Origin of the sequence: Brucella tritici (genome assembly GCF_008932295.1) — a bacterium.
Classification (GTDB): Bacteria; Pseudomonadota; Alphaproteobacteria; order Rhizobiales; family Rhizobiaceae; genus Brucella; species Brucella tritici.
Genome location: NZ_WBWA01000014.1, coordinates 95803 through 115842, shown reverse-complemented (window position 1 = coordinate 115842; position 20040 = coordinate 95803). Strand labels below are relative to the sequence as shown.

The window sequence follows — 20040 nt, the reverse complement described above, 5'->3', positions numbered from 1 at the left end:
CCCATGGCAACCAAAACCTCATCCGTTCTGTTTTCGCGTTTTGCGAGCCTCGAATTCATCGTCGGTGTCGTGCTGACCGGCTGTATTTGTCTGGCCGTGATTTTCTCTGGCTATCTGTTTCCAGGCGGCGCTAACAAGATTGATCTTCTGGCGCGCCTGACGCCGCCATTCGTCAATCCGGCCCATGTTTTCGGCACAGATCCGCTGGGCCGCGACGTGTTGGCGCGGGTTATCACGGGCGGCAAGATTTCGCTGTTTGTCGGTTTCGTTTCGGTGATTGGCTCCGTGGTTATCGGCACCATCATGGGCCTCGTTGCCGGCTATTATCGCGGCTTCTGGGACATGGCGCTGATGCGCTTTGTCGATGTTCAGCTGGCCATGCCGTTCATCCTGCTTGCCATCACGGTGATGGCCATTCTGGGCGGGGGCTTGTTCAACACCATCATCCTGCTGATCGTCTCGCAATGTGTGCAATATGCGCGACTGGTGCGCGGCTCGGTGCTGTCGTTGCGCGAGCGCGAGTTCATCCTGTCTGCTCGCGCTATCGGCGTGAAGGACTGGCGCATCATCTTCCAGCATCTGCTGCCGAACCTGCTCGGTCCGGTCATCGTGCTGATGACGCTCAATGTGGCCAACAATATTCTGCTGGAATCGAGCCTGACCTTCCTCGGCCTCGGTGTTGATCCGACCATTCCAAGCTGGGGCGGCATGCTGGCCGACGGGCGCACCTATCTCCAGACCGCATGGTGGGTGAGCATTTTCCCGGGCCTCGCCATTCTCTTCACCGTGCTTGGCCTCAATCTTCTTGGCGACTGGCTGCGTGACAGCCTCGACCCAACTGGCAGGACTTCCCGATGAGCGTGCTTTTTGAGAAAACCTATCCGCGCACCGTTCATGCGCTTGTCGAGCACTTTCTGAAACCGGAAATGCGCGGCGCGAAGGTGGAAGCATGGCTGTTCGATGATCAGCCGAGCCGCTTTGCTGCCGAAACGAAGCTGCGTGAAGCAGGCGTCGAGGCGCGGCTGCATTCGGCTTATAAGCCGCTCCTGCACTTCTTTCTGGAGGAAGTGGATGGCGCGGCGCTGAAGTCGGCGGTGATCCGTTATCCGCGTCATGAGGCCTGCATACAGAACCGTTTCCTGCTCGAAACCTATCCCTTGTCTGCGTTGCTGCCGAAGGTGGAGGTAACTTTCGCAGCTTCGGGCAAAGATGATTTTCATTATGAGGTCGATCTGGTCTTTGCGGATGGCCAGAGCGAGAGCTATCGGGTTTTCGCGCCGAACCGCGTGCATGTGGATTTCATCGGCGAAACGCTGGTGTCGCCAACCGGCTGGCTGACCGTCACACAGGACGGCAAGACCGAAAGCGCGCGCTATGAGACTTCGTATGAAAAGCTGTTTCATGACACGGTTTCGACCATTGCGGCCCATGACTGGGAGCGCGGCGAACCTTATTTCGATGAGCTGAACATCGCAGTCAGCCTGCCGATCACCGATCGCCGTCTGCCTTACGATGAGGAGACGCTGAGCCTCACCGAAGCCATGCACGAGGATATCTATTTCTCGCTGCTGGAAGTTTTTCAGAAAAAGTCCGGTCGCCCGGTCGGTGACCGTGGCTTGCAACCGGGCCAAATCGTGCCGGAAGTTCGCTTCCGCGATGCAGAACCGTCCGTCAAAGTGGAAACGCGCCCACTTTCCACGGATGATGCGCTGACTGCAGAGCAGGTTCTGGAAACGGCGCAAGCGCCGCTTTCCGCCGATCAGATCCGCCGTGAAATCGCCAGATTGGGCGGTGAGCCATTCGACGCCAAGACCCGCTCTAGCCGAACGGTGCGTGCGACGTATCGCAAGGGCAGCGATGCCGCGATGATGATCAGCGCCGGTCAGCATGCCAATGAGACGACGGGTGTTGTCGGGGCGTTGCGCGCAGCCAACCGGCTTGCCACGCGCGAAGGCGCGCATTTCACGATCTCCCCGCAGGAAAACCCGGACGGATACGAGATACACAAGCGGCTTTGCGCACTTCAGCCGCATCACATGCATCACGCGGCGCGCTATACGGCGCTGGGTGATGATCTGGAATATCGCAGCGGCAAGGGGCTTTACGAAAAAGCCATTCGCGTCGAGGCAGAAAAGCGGACGGACGCGAAACTGCACGTTAACCTGCACGGCTATCCGTCGCATGAATGGACGCGCCCGCTCTCCGGCTATGTGCCGCGTTCCTTTGCGATGTGGACGCTGCCGAAGGGCTTTTTCCTGATCATCCGCCACCATGCCTCCTGGGAAAAGGAAGCAGAAGAACTGATCGACCGCGTGACGAAACATCTGGCCGCGATTGATGGTCTGGTTGCGTACAATAATGCCCAGATCAGGCTTTTCGAGCAGCATGCAGGCGAAACGGGCTTCCGCATCATCAACGGCTTCCCGTGCCTTGTCGGCGTCGATGACCGCCATACGGTGCCATTGACGCTCATCACCGAATATCCGGATGAAACGGTCTATGGCGATGCTTTCGTCAAGGGACACACGGCGCAAATGGAAACCGTGCTGGCGTCCTATGATGCCTTGCAAGCGCTGTTTTCTTCGGACAGGTTTGCTTAAAGATAATACACGCCAATGCGCTTGCCGCCGATGATTTCGACGGCAATCTCCATCTCATAAATGTCTGCAAGAATTTCTGGATGAATGAGTTCATCCGGGCTTCCCTGATGGACGACCTTGCCGTGACGCATGGCGACTATATGGTCGGAATAGCACGATGCGAAATTGATGTCGTGCAGAACCAGAACGACGGTTTTCCCAAGTTCGTCTGCAGCCCGCCGCAACAGCTTCATCATTGAAGCGGAATGCTTCATATCGAGATTGTTGAGCGGTTCATCCAGCAGCACATAATCTGTATCCTGGCATAACACCATCGCCACGAATGCGCGCTGGCGTTGTCCTCCTGAAAGCTCATCCAGAAAGCGTCCGCTCAGATCGCCAAGGCCAAGATATCCGATGGCCTGCTCGACATGTTTGCGATCTTCGCTGTTTGGGCGGCCTTTGGAATAAGGGTAACGGCCAAAAGTTACCAGGTCACGCACGGTCAGGCGGGAATTGATTGCATTTTCTTGCCGCAGGATCGACAGGCGCTTTGCCAGTACATCACCGGATGTCGTTGAAACATCGAGCCCGTCTACGGTCACACGGCCTTTATCCATAGGCAGCAGACGGCTGACCATGGAGAGTAAGGTGGATTTTCCAGCACCATTCGGTCCGATGATCGAGGTTATGCCGCAAGCAGGTAGTTTTAGAGTCACTTCATCGACGACAAACGTGCCGTTGTAGGATTTGCTGACTTGGCTGATTTCTATCAACGTGCGTGCCCCCTGACGAGAAGGATGATGAAGACGAGGCCGCCCAGAAACTCGATGATGACACTGAGTGCGGTGTTGAACGAGAAAACACGTTCAAGAATAGTCTGTCCGCCAACAATGCAAAGGATTGCAAGCAAGACGGCTATAGGCAGGATAAACCGGTGTTTTGCCGAACCGGCAAGCATGTAAGCTAGATTGGCGACCAGAAGACCGAAAAAGGTAATCGGCCCTACCAGTGCGGTGGAAACCGAAACCAGCACCGTGACCATGAACAGGATTTTACGCACGATGCGCCGATGATCGACGCCCAGATTGATTGCCGGATCCCTACCGAGTGACAGGACGTCAAAGATATAGATGAAGCGCAGACCGTAGAGCGAAACTGCAGCAACGATGACGGCTGACATAATCAGAATGTCGCTATTGACGGTGTTGAAGCTGGCGAAAAAGCGGTCTTGCAGGACAGCGAAAAGATTTGGATCAAGCATCCGCTGCATCAGGTTGGAAATGCTGCGGAAAAAAACACCGCAAACAATGCCGACAAGCATAACGAGATGCAGGCTGCGCGTTGCTCCGGAGAAGAGCCAGTAATAGAGTGCGCTAGCGAAAACCACCATGATAGCGGTTTCTGCCAGAAAGCGAATATTCGGTCCGATCCAATCGATCTGGACGGCGCCGAAGAAGAAAATCACCAATGTCTGGATCAGGATATAGAGCGCGTCGAACCCCATGATCGAAGGGGTCAGGATACGGTTGTTCGTAACAGTTTGGAACAACACCGTTGAAACGGCAATCGAGTATGCGACCAGTACCATAGCCGCAAGCTTGGTCCCACGGAAGGACAGGATGAAAGACCAGCTTCCTTTTGCGCCGATTGTCATGAATGCTGCCATCGCAACGAGAGCGAGCACGCAAAGCAGCAGGAGAACCAAACTAGGACGTTTAAGCAAGGCGTGAACCTCGCCGCAACAGAAGGTAGAGGAATAAGATGCTTCCCACGACTCCCATCATCGTGCCGATTGGAATTTCGTAAGGGAAGCGGACCAGCCGCCCAACAATATCGCAGGTAAGAACGAGCCCAGCGCCAAGAACTGCCACCCAGGGCACCGCGCGCCGCATATTGTCTCCAATGAACATGCTGACTACGTTTGGGACGATAAGACCTAGGAAAGGTATCATGCCCACAGTCACAACGACTGATGCGCTGACCATTGAAACGATGACGAGGCCAAGCGTAACCACGCGCCGGTAATTGAGGCCAAGATTGGTGGTAAAATCTTCGCCCAGTCCTGCGACCGTGAAGCGGTCGGCGGCGAAGTAGGCGATAACGGTCAGGAAAAATGCAAGCCATAAGAGTTCATAGCGGCCACGGAGGACACCTGAAAAATCGCCGGTTGTCCAAGAGTTGAGCGATTGCAGGAGATCGAAGCGGTAAGCAATGAAAGTAGTGATTGCACTGACGACACCACCAAGCATGAGGCCGACCAAGGGCACCACAAGTACGGACCGCAACGGAATCGCGCGAAGAATACGAAGAAAGAGGGCGGTTCCGGCAAGCGCTGTGACAGAAGCAACCAGCATTTTGCCGATTACAGGCGTTTCGGGTGCAAATAATATCACCAGAAGAATGCCGAGACTGGCAGATTCCACTGTGCCAGCCGTCGATGGTTCAACGAAACGGTTGCGTGTCAGCATCTGCATGATCATGCCTGAAACGGCCATCGACATGCCCGCCAGAATGATTGCAAGGGTGCGTGGAATGCGGCTGATGAGCAAAACTTCGGCTGCGCGGTCGGTTCTTCCGGCTCCGAAAAGTGTGCCCAGCGACACATCGCTGACGCCGATTAACAGGCTGATGACAGCCAGTACGGCAACAACGGCTACGGCTGCTGCAAGTCCCTTCAAGCTCATTTCCTGTTCTGTTGCCTGATCGCGAATTCGGGCCACCGATGGGTGGCCCGACCGGATTGGGTTTGGAAAACTGTTACTTCGCTTTGTCGAAAGCCTGTGACAGCTGATCGATCGTGCTGTGAAGCGCGCCGAGGCCACCGCCGATCAGATACCAGTTTTGAGCGTTCAGATAGACAAGCTGATCCTTTTTCCAGGCATTGGTCTGGCGCACGAGTTCGTTGTCGAGAACTTGCTTGGCTGAATTGCCTTCACGACCAATGGCCGCATCGCGGTCTATGACGAACAGCCAGTCGGGATTGGTTTCGAGGATGAATTCCGAGCTGACGGGCTGGCCATGATTACCGATGGAAAGGTCCGGTGCTGCGGGCTTGACCCCGAAGCTGTCATGCAGGACGCCGAAGCGTGATCCGGGACCATAAGCGCTAATCTTGCCACCGGAAGTGAGGATCAGAAGGCCGGTGCCCTTGTTGGCGGCCTTTTCCTTCAATGCAGCGAGTGAGGCATCAAGCTTCTCGGCTTCCGCCTTCGCTTCTGTTTCCTTCCCGAAAATCTGGCCAAGTTTCTCGACATTGGCTTCCGTATCGGCGATGAAGTTCTTCGCGTTGGTCGTCAGATCGATGGTGGGAGCAATTTTTGAAAGCTCACCATATTTCGCGGCCGAGCGACCCGCTACGATGATCAGGTCCGGCTCTGCTGCATTGACGGCTTCATAGTCCGGTTCGAACAATGTGCCGATTTTCGCATAATCGTCGCTCTGATATTTCTTAAGATATTCAGGGAAGGATATGCCGCTTGGAACACCGCTTACCTTGATACCAAGGCGGTCCAGATTGTCGAGAGTGCCGAGATCGAAAATCAATACCTTTGCCGGTGAGGCTGGCACCGCTGTCTCACCCTGAGCATGCTTGATGGTTAGACCCGCAGCATTTGCAGTTGCAGCAATGCCCAGCGCCATGATGGCGGCGCCACACAAGCGTGTAACTTGTTGAGCGATATTCGGCATGGTGTTCGATCCTTTCATCAATCCTGTGCTTTACAGTCAAGTATCTTCTCCGTCAAAGACGGAGAGACAAAATTCAGTTGTTTTTTGCCTCGGGGTTTTTGCCGAGCAGAATGAAATTGAGGCTGTCTTCAACGGTGAGCGGGATCATCGAGCCGTGACTTTCATCTTCGAAACGACGAAAGGCAGCATCCATCTGCGATAATTCTGAAAGCTCTTTGAAGACGTCTGAACCGGAAGGTCCGCCACGGAGTTTTTTAAGCCGTTCATTGTCCTGCTTCGTCTGACCGGGGCGGCTCCCGCGCTTGCCGGAGGTTTCTATAAGCAAACGGATCGGGCGAGGGGCAATCTTGAAGCGCGTGATGAACTGATCTTTATCTGTTAGAATTGAGCGGTCGTTCCACCAGATTGATGGATCTGCCGCACTATAGATCTGGAAGGATTCCGTGTGGTTGAACAGGGCGTAAAGGGTGAACAATCCGCCCAGGGAATGGCCGAACAGGGCTTGCCGGCTTTTATCAACATTGAAACGCTTCTCGACTTCGGGCTTTACCTTATTGTCGATAAAATCGAAGAACGCATCTCGTCCCCCGGTCTTCGGTACGTTGAAATGAACGGGGATTAGATCGTCAGGGGTTGGAGGTGTGAGGTCGAAATATCTCAGGCGAACAATTTCTTCCTGATCGTCAGTCGGGTAGCCGATACCGACAAATACAGCCTTTAGGGCGGAGTTCTCTGCCATGAGTTTTGCCGCGATCGGCAACATACGATTGCCATCGACCAAATATATGACCGGATAACCGCCTTCGGGTGCAGCTTCCTGCGGTGCAGCGATGAATATACGATAGGCGATGCCGTTGGCTTCCATGTCAAAGGACGAGGTGGTTGGCTCAGCAGCCTGCGCAGCGGAAGCTGCTAGTACCCCTGCCATCATCAGGTGCATCTTTTTTACGATATTCGTCAGTACGCTCATATGAGCATCCATTCATGGAAAGACGCCCGCCATTGCTGGCAGACGTCTTGTTGTTACGATCCTAGAAGCGGGAGGTCATGCCGACCCAGAGGCGGCGACCCTCAACGACGTTGTTGAGTTCGTCGACAGTCGTCTTTTTATCGAAGATATTATAGACGGCTGCATTGAGGGTTACATTTTCGCTGAAATCATACGAACCGCCGATGTCGAATGTCGCATAAGCTTTGTACTTGCGAGCAATAACGTTGCCTTTGTCATTGTAGGCATAGGGTTCACCAACAGTGCCAATGCGCAGGCCAGCATTGATTTCCTCGCCATGGTAGTTCCCGGAGGCCCAGGCCTTGAGCCCATCGACCGGGGTCATCCAGTCGGCGCGGATACTTGCCATATGCTTGGGTGTGCGAGCTAGCGGCAACCCGGCATATTCGCCGGTCTTCTGCTCGGAATCCGTATAGGTATAGCTTGCGCGAATGTTGAGGCTGGAAGTAGCTTCCCATTCACCTGTCAGTTCCACGCCCTGTAAAACAGCTTCGTCAATGTTGTAGCTGTAGTAGAGAACATAGTTTGGATCCTGATCCCAGCGGCGCGGCTCGCCGGTTACCGGATCATACTGGATGTTGCTGGCGATCTTGTCTGTGAATTTTGTATAGAAATAGGTCGCACCCAGGCGAAGACCTTCCTGGTTGTCCCAAAGAGCGCTGGCTTCATAGCTGGTACTCTTTTCTGGTTGCAGATTGGGATCGCCGATAATTACACCGCAAGTGCCGCTCGGACCGTAGGTACAATTTCCGCCGCCAGTCGTGTAAGCGTAGCCGGGCGCAATTGTCCGGATTTCAGGGGCACGAAAGCCCGTTGAAATACCACCCTTAAGGGTCAGTTGTTCCGTTACGTGCCAAACGGCATATCCGCGTGGGCTCCAATGCGATCCGTAAATCTCATGGTGGTCCATACGCAGACCGCCGGTCAAACCAAAATCTGGTGTTAGCCACCACTCGTCTTCCGCGAAGAGTGCCCACTGCTTGATGCTGAACTCTTCATCAAACCCGGTGCGGCGACCTGGATTCTGATCGGTCAGAACTGAGTCCATAAACTGACCACCCGTTACAAGGGTGTGATTGCCATAGAGTTCGAATGGCGTGGTGAACTTTCCATCGAGAATGGAGTTGCGAATATGCGGAGACCGGGTTGCCTCGACAAAGTTATCGCTTTTCTTGTCCCAGGAGAAACTGCTGCGCCGGGCCGTTTCCTGCATGAAGGAGAAATCAGAGGTGGTCGGACCCCAACGGCCGGTGTGGCTGATCGACCAGTGATCGCGATCGTTGTAATTGTAAGTATCGACTGGTGCGGTTCCCCGCGTGGGGACTGGGTCGATATTGTTGCCGACAGTTGAATCACGGCGAAGACGTGTCTTGCCGAGTTCGAGCATGATGTCGTGATCTTCATTGGGAGTGATCGTGACGCGCCCGGTGATGTCAATATCTTTCTGTTCTGGCGTTCCGTTGATGATTTTATCTTCCTGACGCTTCAGTCCGCGACCCCAGACCTGCACGCCGACGAGGTTCGGAACCAATGGTCCCGTGATATAGTAAGAGCCTTGAAGTGAATTGCCGAACTTTGAGTGTTGCTGCGCCGTACCGTCTACCGTGAAAGAACCGCTCCACTTGTCGGAGACCTTTTTGGTGATGATGTTGATAACACCACCCATCGCGTCGGATCCGTAGAGAGACGACATAGGGCCGCGAATAACTTCGATGCGCTCAATAGCATTTGCAGGCGGCAGAAAGCTTTGTTCAAAGCCGGAATTTCCGTTGGTACGTGCATCGCGCGTGCTTTGGCGCTTGCCGTCAACAAGCAGTAGAGTATAGGAACCGGGGAGACCGCGAATGAATATGTCACGTTCGGCAGCCGAACCAGTGACAGCAACGCCCTGAACGTCCTTCAGAGCGTCGGTTAGATCGCGATAGGCGCCCTTTTCCAATTCTTCGCCAGGAACCACCGTAATGCTTGCCGGAGCGTCGGTGATATTCTGTTCGAACCCGGTTGCAGTGACAACGATCTGATTGAGCTTGACGGCGCCGTCAGCTGTTGTTTCGATACCCGTTTCTGTCACAGATGACTGTCTTTTCTTGGCAGCGGCTTCATCTGAAGTTGCTTCTTCTGCAGCGCTGGTTGCTGTTTGCGCAATAGCAATCGTTTCGCTCAGAAGTAGTGTTGTAGAAAGACAGGTCCCCGCAAGAACCGCCCGATAAATGAGCGATTTGCTGGCCCAACGCCTGTTTTGTGTACCGTTGGCCCACAATCCCCGAAACAAGCTGGTCATTTTCGTCACCGTTTAAAGTTGAGTTTTCAACTCTCCTTATGTATGGCAGTAAGGTGACGTCAATCGTCATGTTTTATAAGCATTCTAAATTTCGAAAACCGCAAATGAACGGGCAATAAGGCGATGTCAGGCAAGCCGGTGAAAACGCAGCAACAAACGGAGAAAGGTGAAAATGAAAGCCTTCGTTTGGGGCAATTGCGCCTGCTGATCGCGCTTGATGCACTTCTTGTGGAAGGCAGTGTTGGCGGTGCTGCCAGGCAGATGGGCTTGAGTATTGCGGCTATGAGCCGACTGCTCGGTCAGATTCGCGAGAAGTTCAACGATCCTATTCTCGTTCGTTCTGGTCGAAGCATGATAGCGACGCCGAAAGCAGAAGCCCTGCGTGGACGTCTGCGGCGGCTGGCGAATGAAGCTGAGACGCTGCTGAGCCTAGACCTGACTGAATTGCCGAAATCGAGCTGCACAGGACACCATGGATGGAAGCGAAGCACCATTACGGCGCCTCCTCCGCTTGGTATTCGTAAGGTCGTAGAACTCGAAAACCATCCAACACCAGAGCAGCTCGCCGCGCAGTTCGCCAATATCCAGGGTGAAAACGATCCGCTCAGAAGGCTTGCAAAATACATCGCCGTTGTCGGACGGAAGGTCGGGCATACCCGTCCTCTCGAAATGTCCGAAGCCGAGGATGCATTCACGACGATCTTTAACGGTGAAGCCGATCCGATGCAGATCAGTGCGTTGCTCCGGCTTATTCATTATCGCGGAGAAACTGCTCCAGAACTTGCAGGCATGGTGCGTGCAGCGAGACATATTTATTCCGTGGACGCAGAATTGAACATGCCTGCTCTGGATTGGCCGGCCTATCTATCACCGAACTCCATGCAATCGCCATGGTTCATGCTTTCGGCCTTGCTCGTGGCAAGAGCCGGCTATCCCGTCGCTCTGCATGGCAACTGCGGCACAGGTGAAATCTCGGGCAAACTTGAATTGGCGGCTGAAGCTATCAATCTGCCGATCGCAACATCACACTCGCTCGCGGAAAGCGCATTGAGAGCGCACGGCATCTGCTTCATGCCGATAGCTGGTTTCGCTCCTCAGATTTATGCGTTGCTGGCGCTTTACCCTTTGTTCGAGTCGCGTTCATCGATGAACAGTCTCGTTCATCTTCTCAATCCGTTGAATCTCGGGGCGACATTTCTCGGTGTTACCCAGTCCGCATATCGCGAATTGCACCGCGATGCGGGCGCGCTTCTTGGCACCCCATCGATTTCCGTCGTTTCAACCTGCCGCGACGTTGCCGAGCTGGTTCCACATAGAACCCATATGATTTATAGGCTGCTTGACGGTAGGGAAACGGATTTGTTGCTTCCCACACTTTCCAAAGAGAGCAGCGACAAGCATTCTAATTTCAGTTCATTCGAGTACTGGTACGGCGTCTGGTCTGGCGCGGCCGTGGATAAACGTGCAGAAAACACAATCGTCGCGACAGCAGCCATGGCCATGATGACGGCGGCCTCCGCAGAAAACGAAAGCCATGCGCAGTTCTTTGAGAGAGCCGAGGAACTCTGGCGCAATCGCCACAATCGGGTAGCGGCATAATGCGGATGCAGTTGCAACTGAGAAACTTAAAAATGTTTCACGTTTCGTAAAATTTGAAAAAAGCTTTTCCCGTGGCCGTCGAGGGCGGCAAGTCCATGCTTTGTCCACTAATTTTATAGGCTTTATCCTCTCCCTGTAAGTTCGATTGCAACAGGGGAGCCTCAATGGTCAATCAGGTATTCGGCGAGGCGGGAACGTCGATCTTCGAGGCGATGTCGCAGCTTGCAGCCGAACGTGGAGCCATCAATCTGGGACAAGGGTTTCCAGAAGGCTTTGAGCCTCCCGAACTTCTTGATGCGGCTGCTCATGCCCTTCGTGAAACCTCGCAACAATATCCACCTATGATGGGCCTGCCTATTCTTCGTCAGGCTGTCGCAGAAAACGCCAGGCGGTTTCCCGGTCTTGATGTGGATTGGGAAAAGGAGGTTCTAGTCACCTCCGGAGCCACGGAAGCTCTGGCCGATACGTTTCTGGCATATCTGGATACGGGCGACGAGGTTATCCTGTTCGAGCCGGTCTACGATGCTTATGCAACACTTATCCGGCGTGCTGGCGGGAAAGTTGTGCCGGTGCGGTTGAGGCCACCTCATTGGGAATTACCGCGAGAGGAACTGGTAAACGCTATCTCTCCCCGCACCAAACTCATTGTCGTCAATACGCCGATGAACCCAATCGGCAAGATATTCGATTTGGACGAGCTGGACTTTCTCGCTGAACTCACGATCAAGCATGATCTCGTGATCGTTTCGGATGAGGTTTACGAACATCTCATCTTCGACGGTCGTCCGTTTCACTCTATGTTCGGTGTTGAGAAAGTCCGCGACCGTGTCGTGCGAATTGGCTCTGCTGGAAAGAGCTTTTCATTAACAGGGTGGAAGGTCGGCTATGTGACGGCTTCCGCAAAGCTTTTAGCACCGATTGCCCGTGCCCATCAGTATGTCACTTTCACCACGCCGCCGGCATTGCAGTCTGCGGTTGCCGTTGGGCTTTCGTTGCCTGATAGCTACTTCGTTGAACTCAGGGCAACGTTGGCATCGCGACGGGATATTCTGGTTGAAGGGCTGAAATCTGCAGGTTTTGCTGTCGTAGCGGTCCCTGCCACCTATTTCGTAGTGGCCGATATAGAGGCGCTCGATCCAGAAGGCGATGATCTCGATTTTTGTCGACGGCTGGCGCTTGAAGCAGGTGTAACCCCGGTTCCCATCTCATCTTTTTATGGTGCGCGCGATGTGCGCAGTCACGTCCGTTTCTGTTTCGCCAAGCGCGAAGAAACGCTGCTTGAGGCCGTTTCACGACTGGTTCGCTGGACCAATAAGTACAATTGGCGCGCCGCATCATAGGCGCGTCCGGAAATCACTACAGGGAAACAAGATGCATTCAGTTTTATTTTTGCGCGGCGCGGTTTCTGCAGCACTCTTTTCAATGTTAGTCGCTTCACCAGCTCTTGCGGAAAAAATCCGGTTTGGTGTGACCTCGGGGCCGCATGCGGAAATCGCCGAAGCACTCGCACCCGTTGCCAAAGCAAAGGGCCTGGATATCGAGATTGTGGAGTTTTCGGACGGCGCACTGATCGATCCGGCAACAAATGACGGCGATCTTGACGCCAATGGCTTTCAGCATACGCCGTATTTCGATCAGCAGAACAAAGATCGAGGCCTCAATCTCGTTGCCGTTGGTGGACGCACTGTGTTGCTGCCGATGGCTGGTTATTCGCGCAAGCACAAATCTCTTGCTGAACTGCCTGAAGGGGCGCAAATTTCGATCCCCAACGATCCCAGCAATGCGGGTCGCGCCTTGAAGCTTCTCGAAGCAGGCGGCGTTATCAAGCTGACGCCGGGTGTGACTTTCAACGCAACTGAACTCGATATTGTCGATAACCCGAAGAAGGTCAAAATCATTCCGATGGAAACAGCCCAGCTTCCGCGGTCGCTGGAAGATGTGGATTTTTCCGTTATCACTTCACATTTTGCGCTGAGTGCCGGGCTAGTTCCGACCCGTGATGCGATCCTGATCGAAGACCAGCTATCCGATTATTTCTGCCTGCTTGCCGTCGCGGAGAAGAACAAGGATGCACCCTGGGTCAAAACGCTGGTCGAAGCCTATAAGTCTCCTGACGTCAAAGCCTTCATCGAAAAGAAGTTCGATGGCAACATCATAGCGGGTTGGTGAGATGAACGTGCTGGTGCGGAACGAATCTGTGTCAAAAGCTGTACCGGACGAAACGGGTTCGGTTCCGCCAATTATCGACATACGCTCGCTGACAAAGATTTATGATGAGACGGCTGGTCCGGTTATCGATGATGTCTCACTCAAGATCACGAGGGGAACGATCCATGGCATCATTGGTCGTTCGGGGGCCGGGAAAAGTACGCTCGTGCGCTGTCTGAACGGTCTTGTGCATCCAAGCAAAGGAGAAATCTTTGTTTCAGGACGTGAGATCACGACGTTGCGTCAAGACGAATTACGACAGGTTCGTCGTGAATTATCAATGATATTTCAGCATTTTAGTTTGCTGTCTTCACGAACTGCTTTTGGCAACATAGCGCTACCATTGGAGTTCGCAGGCATTGGACGTAGCACCATAAGAACTCGGGTGAACGATCTGCTCGATCTGGTGGGTCTAAAGGGAAAGGCCGATGCCTATCCATCGGAATTGTCTGGTGGTCAGAAACAGCGTGTGGGTATCGCGCGGGCATTGGCTCTGGAACCGAGCGTTTTGCTGTCCGATGAGGCGACATCGGCGCTTGATCCTGAAACCACGGAACAAATTCTTTCGTTATTGAAAGATATCAATCAGCGGCTGGGGCTGACGATTGTGCTCATTACGCATGAAATGGATGTGGTGCGCCAGATCGCAGACCATGTGACGGTTCTTGATGGTGGCAAGGTCGTTGAAAGCGGAGCGACCTTCAATGTCTTCGCCTTTCCTCAATCCCCAATTGCCCGTTCGTTTTTAGCGAGCATCGTCGCCCACGACTTGCCGCCCGAAGTATCGCAGCGGTTGCTTCTACAACCTGTTGGCGGGTCAGCCCCGGTTCTGCGCATCATATTTTCTGGGGAAGCTGCCCATGAACCGGTCGTCGCAACGCTCGTGCAGCGCTTCGGGATAAATCCGAATATATTGCACGGGCGCATAGACTATATCGGTGGCAGACCACTGGGCATCATAACACTCATCGCTGAGGGTGGTTCCGCCGATCTCGCGGACGTTCGCAATTATCTGTCTTCACTCAATCTTCATGGAGAGGTCATCGGTCATGTTGTCCGGTCTGCTTCCGCCGGCGCTCGTCGGGCTTTTGCTTGAATCGCTGAAGCAGACGGCGACTATGGTGGCCGCATCTGCCATTCTGTCTACCTTGATCGGCCTGCCGCTCGGTGTTGCACTGGTTGTTACCGGTCCAGGGCAGTTTCTTGAGCGCTCGGTTTTCAATCGCGTTGCAGGCACGATCGTCAATTTGGTTCGATCTACACCATTTGTCATTCTGATGGTGGCGATCATTCCCTTGACGCGTCTGATCGCGGGAACAACAGTTGGTACTTATGCGGCCATCGTGCCGCTGACAGTGGCCATCACGCCTCTCTATGCGCGTCTTGCCGAAACTGCGATGCGCGAAGTAGACCAAAGCCTGATTGAAGCCGCCGAAAGCATGGGTGCTACACCCATTCAGATCATCTTCAAAGTGCTGCTGCCTGAAGCGCTGCCCGGGATCATTGCAGGGCAAACGGTTACACTTGTCAGTCTTGTTGGATATTCGGCGATGGCAGGGACAGTTGGCGGTGGTGGTTTGGGCGATCTCGGAATCCGCTTCGGATATCAGCGCTTCATGCCGGAAGTCATGGTCGCCGTCGTCATCATTCTGGTTGCAATCGTGCAATCCATTCAGATCACGGGCGACCACGCCGCTCGTTTCGTCAATCACCGCGTGGCGCGCAGCCGTCGCTCACGCTGAGAGCTTTTCAGGAGGTTTCAATGACTATACATACCACGCCGATCAATCTGCCCTTGCTTGATTTATCCCGTTTCAACGGAAGTGTCGAAGAGCGCGCCAGTTTCGTCGAGGAACTGCGCCGGACGCTTCACGATCATGGCTTTTTCTACCTGACAGGGCATGGCGTCGATCCGAAACTCGTGGAAGACGTAGTTGCGACTGCAAAGAGATTTTTCGCACTTCCTGCGGAAGAAAAACTCAAGATCGAAATGGTGAAATCATCCCATTTTCGCGGTTATAATCGTGCTGGTTTTGAACGCACTCGTGGCCAGCAGGATTGGCGAGAGCAGCTCGATATCAACACGGAATCAGAAACAGCCGAGATTGGTCCCGATAGCCCGGCATGGAAGCGTCTGATCGGCCCGAACCAGTGGCCGGAAGCATTGCCCGAACTTAAGCCGTTGCTGCTTGCCTATCAGGCTGAGGTGACGCGCGTTGGCATTGATATTCTGAAGGCCATTGCTGCGGCTTTAGGACAGTCGGAAGACTTTTTCGCCCAGATTTATGAGCCGCATCCATCCCAACTGCTGAAGATTATCCGTTATCCGGGGCGCGACGTGGCGGAAAGCGAGCAAGGAGTGGGGGCACATAAGGACGGCGGTTTCGTTACTGTGCTGCTACAGGATGTTGTCCCCGGCCTGCGCGTTCAGCGGGAGGATGGCGAATGGATTGATGCCCCCCCGGGTCCAGGGACTTTTGTTATCAATACGGGAGAATTGCTTGAACTTGCCACCAATGGATTCGTGCGGGCGGATGTACACGGTGTTGTTGCACCTCCAGCTGGCGTGGAGCGCTTTTCCGTCGCCTTCTTCCTGGGTGCTCGATACGATGCAACTATCCCGGTTATAGATTTGCCGAATGAGTTGAAGACTAAGGAGCGCGGCGTCACCGTCGATGCGCTGAATCCAATCTTCCGTGAGGTCGGCGCAAATAATCTCAAAAGTCGCCTCCGGTCGCATCCAGATGTTGCTCGAGTCCATCATGCGGACTTGTTGACGCCTGAACAATTGGGAGATCACACACCCGGATCGGCATATTGAGAGGTTGATAGTCTTTTTCAGGGCACCACTGTCACGCGACCGTGGTGCCCTGTTTAACCCATCCCTTGACGATTAAAGTACGCTGGTCGCTTAAGTCGCCAAGGAACGGGCCGGGGGTATGCCATTGATCCGCGGTTTCCCGGATCAAGCGACACTCTAACGAATGACGCCACCTATACTTTGCTGGAATACGGAGATTTAAAAGCTGCGATTGCTGGCAGGGTGGCGGCGAGGGGCATCAATTCGATGTCGGTTTTTGGCTATTTGTCAGGAAAACGTTACGTCGACTTTGCAAAAGTTTCGGCAAATTGACTGCATGGTTGTCATTTTGAACAATTTGCACCCTCTAAATTTAACAAATCCACGGCTTGATCGGTCAAAGCATCGATGGAAATCTCCCTTACCTTATATAAGCGTGACGTAGGGAGGGGATCGCTGAAATGCCTGTAATGCCCGAATTGTGTGCCGATACCATAGTTTATAACGGTACGATCTGGCGTGGATATGAAGAGGGCACGGTTGAAGCCCTAGCCATCTGGCAAGGAAAGGTTCTTGCCACGGGTACACGGGACCAGATCTGGTCTTTGAAGGGCGCTAATACGCGTTTGATCGATCTCAAAGGGCGCTTTGCCACGCCTGGGCTGAACGACGCTCACCTGCATCTCATTTCCGTGGGACTGACACTCAAGTGGATCGATGCGACGCCGCAGGCAGCACCGACATTGCAAAGCTTGCTCGACGCCATTCGCGAACAGGCTGCTTCTGCACCTCCGGGGGCATGGATCAGGGCGCGCGGCTATGACCAGACGAAGCTTGATGTCGGTCGCCATCCGCATAAGTCGGAACTTGATGCTGTTGCTCCAAACAATCCCGTCATGGTGGTACGCGCATGCGGCCATGTTTCGATCTTCAATTCAAAGGCATTTGAACTGGCAGGTATTAACGAAAGTTCGCCTGTGCCAGAGGGCGGGCTGATTGAGCAGAAAAATGGCACCCTGACAGGTATGGTTGCCGAAAATGCTCAAGGGGCTGTCCGCAAGGCCATCCCCAAGGCAACGACGGAAGAGATGATCGAGGCCATTGAGGCTGCGGGTAATCTGCTTCTTTCCTATGGCATAACCAGCGTCATGGATGCCGCTGTCGGTCAGGTCGCAGGTTTCGATGAAATCCGCGCCTATAATCTCGCCAAGCTGGATAAGCGTTTGCCAGTGCGCACCTGGCTCGTACTGCTCGGCGATCCGGGGCCTTCCATCGTGGAGGAATGCTATAAAGCAGGTCTTGTGTCCGGCGTTGGTGACGGCATGCTGACGGTCGGCGCTGTCAAGATTTTCCTCGACGGCTCTGCAGGCGGACGAACTGCATGGATGAGCAAGCCGTATCTCGGCGACGATGACAATATTGGTGTCCAGATATTGCCAGACGCGGAACTGGAAGCGTTGGTGCTGGATACCCATAAAAAGGGCTATCAACTGGCATGTCATGCTATCGGCGACGCAGCCATCGGCCAGCTGATCACGGCGTATGAAAAGGCGCTCGCTGCTTATCCCGATCCAGATCGCCGCCATCGTATCGAACATTGCGGTTTCTCTACGCCAGAACAGCATGATCGGATGAAAAAGGCTGGCATTTATCCATGCCCACAGCAGGTCTTCATCTACGACTTTGGTGATGCCTACATTTCTGTTCTCGGCGAAGAGCGCGCAATTTCAAGCTACCCGCTGAAAACCTGGAAAGATCTGGGCTTCAAGCCTGCGACTGGCAGTGATTCACCGGTTTGTCATCCGAATCCCTATCCGAACATCTATTCGATGCTGACGCGCGAAACGGGCAAGGGAACAGTGATGGATGCCCGCGAATGCGTGACCATTGAAGAAGCCCTGCAGGTCTACACGGAGTTTGGTGCGTTCTCTCAGAAACTGGAGAATGTGAAGGGTAAGCTTGCACCTGGACAGGTTGCTGATATTGCAGTCTTTTCACGCAATATGCTTACCGCGAAGCCGGAAGAGATTCTCAACGACACGCATTGTGTTCTTACTATGCGTGACGGTGAGGTCGTATTTGAACGGTCATGAAATAAATGCTCCCGGTTTTCGGGGGCGATAAAAAGAATTGAAGCTAAACGCTTCGGGGCAATTTCGGGCAGCGAGGTTTCGGCAGAACTGCCTGAAGAACGGTTCATTTGAATCGCAAGAACGACACTTGAAGGGGAACAATATGAGAAAATTTGCATTTCTGGCGGCGCTGTCTGCAGTTCTGTTGGCCGGAACGGCAGCTTATGCTGCGGACGAGCCACGTTCGGGAGGGGTCATCAATTTTGTCGCACCTTACGGCGACAGCTTCTCGACTCTCGACATTCAGGCTTCGCCTGCCACGCAGGACGAGTTCTATGCCAAAGCTATTCACCGCACACTCTATGATTGGGATGCGGATCTCAACAAGCCGGTACTCGGTCTGGCAACCGATGTGACAGTGTCCGATGACAGGCTCGTCTATACCTACAAGCTTCGACAGGATGCCTTTTTCCACAATGGGAAGCCTTTGACAGCAGACGACATTATCTGGAGCTATACCCGGATAATGGACCCGAAAAAAGCATTCCCACCGGCACGTTACATCGCTGAGATCAAAGGGGCTGAAGAATATACGCAGGGCAAGGCCAAGGAAATTTCCGGTCTGAAGAAGATCGATGACCATACGCTCGAAATCACACTGAAGCAGCCAATCGATCCCGGCTTCCAGTTCATGCGCAATAACACTGCCATTTATCCGGCAGGTGAGGGCGATAGCGAAGAGTTTCAGCGTCACCCGATCGGCCTCGGACCATATAAATTTGCCGAATACGTTCCCGGCTCCCGCCTGACGGTTGAGAAGTGGGACAAGTATTACGAGAAGGGCAAGCCTTACGCTGACAAGATCAACATCATGATCATGGGTGATGCGGCCGCGCGCGACGTTGCGTTCCGCAATAAGGAAATTGACGTAGCGGTGCTCGGGCCAGCGCAGTATACAGCCTATCTAGCCGATCCCGAGCTTGCGAAGAACATGGTCGAGGTGGCCGAGGTTTACACGCGCGCCGTTGGCTTCAATCCTGATTTCAAGCCGTTCCAGGACAAACGCGTCCGTCAGGCAATCAACTACGCTATCGATAGCGATCTCATCATCAAGCGCCTTGTCAAAGATAAGGCTTATCGTGCTGTTGGTTGGCTTCCGAACTCATCGCCAGCCTTCGACAAGGATGCGAAGCCTTATCCGTATGATCCTGAAAAAGCAAAAGCTTTGCTTGCTGAAGCTGGATATCCTGACGGCTTCGAGTTTGAGCTGACGGCAACGCAGAACGAGAGCTGGGGCCTGACCATCGTTCAAGCGATCATTCCGATGCTCGCCAAGGTCGGTATCAAGGTGAAGGCAAAGCCGGTCGAAGCGTCAGTGCTTGCGGATGTAGTTCCGGCGGGCAATTTCCAGGCCTATATGTGGTCGCTCGAAAGCGGTCCGGATGCACTGACGGCGATGCAGTGCTTCTATTCCACGACTCCACAATCTGCGTGCAACTACCAGAAATTCTCTAACACGGAATTCGACAAGATTGTCGATGAGGCAAAGGTGGCGAAAACCGAAGAAGAGAAGAATGAACTTCTAAAGAAGGCCAACAATCTGTTGCAGGAAGAAGCACCGGTGTGGTTCTTCAACTACAACAAGGCGGTCATGGCACATCAGCCATGGTTGCATGGTCTGCAGCCGAACTCGGCGGAGCTCGCAGTTCAATCCTATGAAAAGCTGTGGGTTGATGACTCAGTTCCAACCGGTCGCTAATTCCGGCTGATCTGGATCGGCCCGCTCGTTATCGGGCGGGCCA

16 protein-coding genes are annotated in these 20040 nt (G+C 53.8%); 10 read left to right on the top strand and 6 right to left on the bottom strand.

The window, feature by feature from the left end:
• Positions 1-3 precede the first annotated feature (3 nt).
• The gene (locus tag F9K91_RS15405) at positions 4-858 is read left to right on the top strand and encodes an ABC transporter permease (RefSeq protein WP_138784797.1); all 855 of its coding nucleotides are present in this window, start codon (positions 4-6) and stop codon (positions 856-858) included.
• A complete protein-coding gene (locus F9K91_RS15400) occupies positions 855-2600 on the top strand; it encodes a M14 family metallopeptidase (protein ID WP_151678138.1) in 1746 nt (581 codons plus the stop codon). Before F9K91_RS15405 ends, F9K91_RS15400 begins: the two co-directional genes overlap by 4 nt.
• Here the strand turns inward: F9K91_RS15400 and F9K91_RS15395 are convergent.
• The 6 genes from F9K91_RS15395 to F9K91_RS15370 form a co-directional block, all read right to left on the bottom strand.
• The gene (locus tag F9K91_RS15395) at positions 2597-3355 is read right to left on the bottom strand and encodes an iron ABC transporter ATP-binding protein (RefSeq protein ID WP_151554530.1); all 759 of its coding nucleotides are present in this window, start codon (positions 3353-3355) and stop codon (positions 2597-2599) included. The two genes, F9K91_RS15400 and F9K91_RS15395, sit on opposite strands and share 4 nt — an antisense overlap.
• The gene (locus F9K91_RS15390) at positions 3352-4305 is read right to left on the bottom strand and encodes an iron chelate uptake ABC transporter family permease subunit (RefSeq protein ID WP_151651112.1); all 954 of its coding nucleotides are present in this window, start codon (positions 4303-4305) and stop codon (positions 3352-3354) included. Before F9K91_RS15390 ends, F9K91_RS15395 begins: the two co-directional genes overlap by 4 nt.
• On the bottom strand, positions 4298-5260 hold the full coding sequence (locus tag F9K91_RS15385; protein ID WP_151678137.1) for an ABC transporter permease: 963 nt from the start codon (positions 5258-5260) through the stop codon (positions 4298-4300). The genes F9K91_RS15390 and F9K91_RS15385 overlap by 8 nt, the downstream gene beginning before the upstream one ends.
• Before the next feature lie 79 nt (positions 5261-5339).
• The gene (locus tag F9K91_RS15380) at positions 5340-6287 is read right to left on the bottom strand and encodes a siderophore ABC transporter substrate-binding protein (RefSeq protein WP_151651113.1); all 948 of its coding nucleotides are present in this window, start codon (positions 6285-6287) and stop codon (positions 5340-5342) included.
• 55 nt (positions 6288-6342) lie between these two features.
• Positions 6343-7239, bottom strand: coding sequence for an alpha/beta hydrolase (locus F9K91_RS15375; RefSeq protein ID WP_151678136.1), 897 nt, complete (start codon positions 7237-7239; stop codon positions 6343-6345).
• Positions 7240-7300: 61 nt separating this feature from the next.
• Positions 7301-9559, bottom strand: a complete 2259-nt coding sequence (locus F9K91_RS15370; protein ID WP_151678135.1) for a TonB-dependent receptor domain-containing protein — start codon at positions 9557-9559, stop codon at positions 7301-7303.
• A gap of 123 nt (positions 9560-9682) precedes the next feature.
• On the opposite strand from F9K91_RS15370, the gene F9K91_RS15365 reads away from it, so the two are divergent.
• The 8 genes from F9K91_RS15365 (at position 9683) to F9K91_RS15330 (ending at position 19997) form a co-directional block, all read left to right on the top strand.
• Positions 9683-11158 carry a glycosyl transferase family protein gene (locus tag F9K91_RS15365; protein WP_151678134.1) on the top strand — a complete coding sequence of 492 codons (1476 nt, stop codon included), beginning with the start codon at positions 9683-9685 and terminating at the stop codon, positions 11156-11158.
• A gap of 164 nt (positions 11159-11322) precedes the next feature.
• Positions 11323-12498 carry an aminotransferase gene (locus F9K91_RS15360; protein WP_151678133.1) on the top strand — a complete coding sequence of 392 codons (1176 nt, stop codon included), beginning with the start codon at positions 11323-11325 and terminating at the stop codon, positions 12496-12498.
• Positions 12499-12529: 31 nt separating this feature from the next.
• A complete protein-coding gene (locus tag F9K91_RS15355) occupies positions 12530-13327 on the top strand; it encodes a MetQ/NlpA family ABC transporter substrate-binding protein (RefSeq protein WP_151678132.1) in 798 nt (265 codons plus the stop codon).
• Between the two features lies 1 nt (position 13328).
• The gene (locus F9K91_RS15350) at positions 13329-14462 is read left to right on the top strand and encodes a methionine ABC transporter ATP-binding protein (RefSeq protein WP_151678131.1); all 1134 of its coding nucleotides are present in this window, start codon (positions 13329-13331) and stop codon (positions 14460-14462) included.
• Entirely contained in the window at positions 14416-15108 is a 693-nt protein-coding gene (locus tag F9K91_RS15345) for a methionine ABC transporter permease (RefSeq protein WP_151678130.1), read from the top strand. Before F9K91_RS15350 ends, F9K91_RS15345 begins: the two co-directional genes overlap by 47 nt.
• Before the next feature lie 20 nt (positions 15109-15128).
• Complete coding sequence (locus tag F9K91_RS15340) at positions 15129-16187, top strand: isopenicillin N synthase family dioxygenase (RefSeq protein WP_151678129.1); 1059 nt, start codon at positions 15129-15131, stop codon at positions 16185-16187.
• A 449-nt stretch (positions 16188-16636) separates the two neighbouring features.
• The gene (locus tag F9K91_RS15335) at positions 16637-18259 is read left to right on the top strand and encodes an amidohydrolase (RefSeq protein WP_412842169.1); all 1623 of its coding nucleotides are present in this window, start codon (positions 16637-16639) and stop codon (positions 18257-18259) included.
• Positions 18260-18401: 142 nt separating this feature from the next.
• Positions 18402-19997 (top strand): ABC transporter substrate-binding protein, encoded by a 1596-nt coding sequence (locus tag F9K91_RS15330; protein ID WP_151554543.1) that lies wholly within the window; start codon positions 18402-18404, stop codon positions 19995-19997.
• Positions 19998-20040 lie beyond the last annotated feature (43 nt).

Coding starts and splice junctions, on each gene's coding strand:
- F9K91_RS15405 (WP_138784797.1), top strand. CDS start 4: ATGGCAACCAAAACCTCATCCGTTCTGTTTTCGCGTTTTGCGAGCCTC.
- F9K91_RS15400 (WP_151678138.1), top strand. CDS start 855: ATGAGCGTGCTTTTTGAGAAAACCTATCCGCGCACCGTTCATGCGCTT.
- F9K91_RS15380 (WP_151651113.1), bottom strand. CDS start 6,287: ATGAAAGGATCGAACACCATGCCGAATATCGCTCAACAAGTTACACGC.
- F9K91_RS15375 (WP_151678136.1), bottom strand. CDS start 7,239: ATGAGCGTACTGACGAATATCGTAAAAAAGATGCACCTGATGATGGCA.
- F9K91_RS15370 (WP_151678135.1), bottom strand. CDS start 9,559: ATGACCAGCTTGTTTCGGGGATTGTGGGCCAACGGTACACAAAACAGG.
- F9K91_RS15365 (WP_151678134.1), top strand. CDS start 9,683: ATGTCAGGCAAGCCGGTGAAAACGCAGCAACAAACGGAGAAAGGTGAA.
- F9K91_RS15360 (WP_151678133.1), top strand. CDS start 11,323: ATGGTCAATCAGGTATTCGGCGAGGCGGGAACGTCGATCTTCGAGGCG.
- F9K91_RS15355 (WP_151678132.1), top strand. CDS start 12,530: ATGCATTCAGTTTTATTTTTGCGCGGCGCGGTTTCTGCAGCACTCTTT.
- F9K91_RS15350 (WP_151678131.1), top strand. CDS start 13,329: ATGAACGTGCTGGTGCGGAACGAATCTGTGTCAAAAGCTGTACCGGAC.
- F9K91_RS15345 (WP_151678130.1), top strand. CDS start 14,416: ATGTTGTCCGGTCTGCTTCCGCCGGCGCTCGTCGGGCTTTTGCTTGAA.
- F9K91_RS15340 (WP_151678129.1), top strand. CDS start 15,129: ATGACTATACATACCACGCCGATCAATCTGCCCTTGCTTGATTTATCC.
- F9K91_RS15335 (WP_412842169.1), top strand. CDS start 16,637: ATGCCCGAATTGTGTGCCGATACCATAGTTTATAACGGTACGATCTGG.
- F9K91_RS15330 (WP_151554543.1), top strand. CDS start 18,402: ATGAGAAAATTTGCATTTCTGGCGGCGCTGTCTGCAGTTCTGTTGGCC.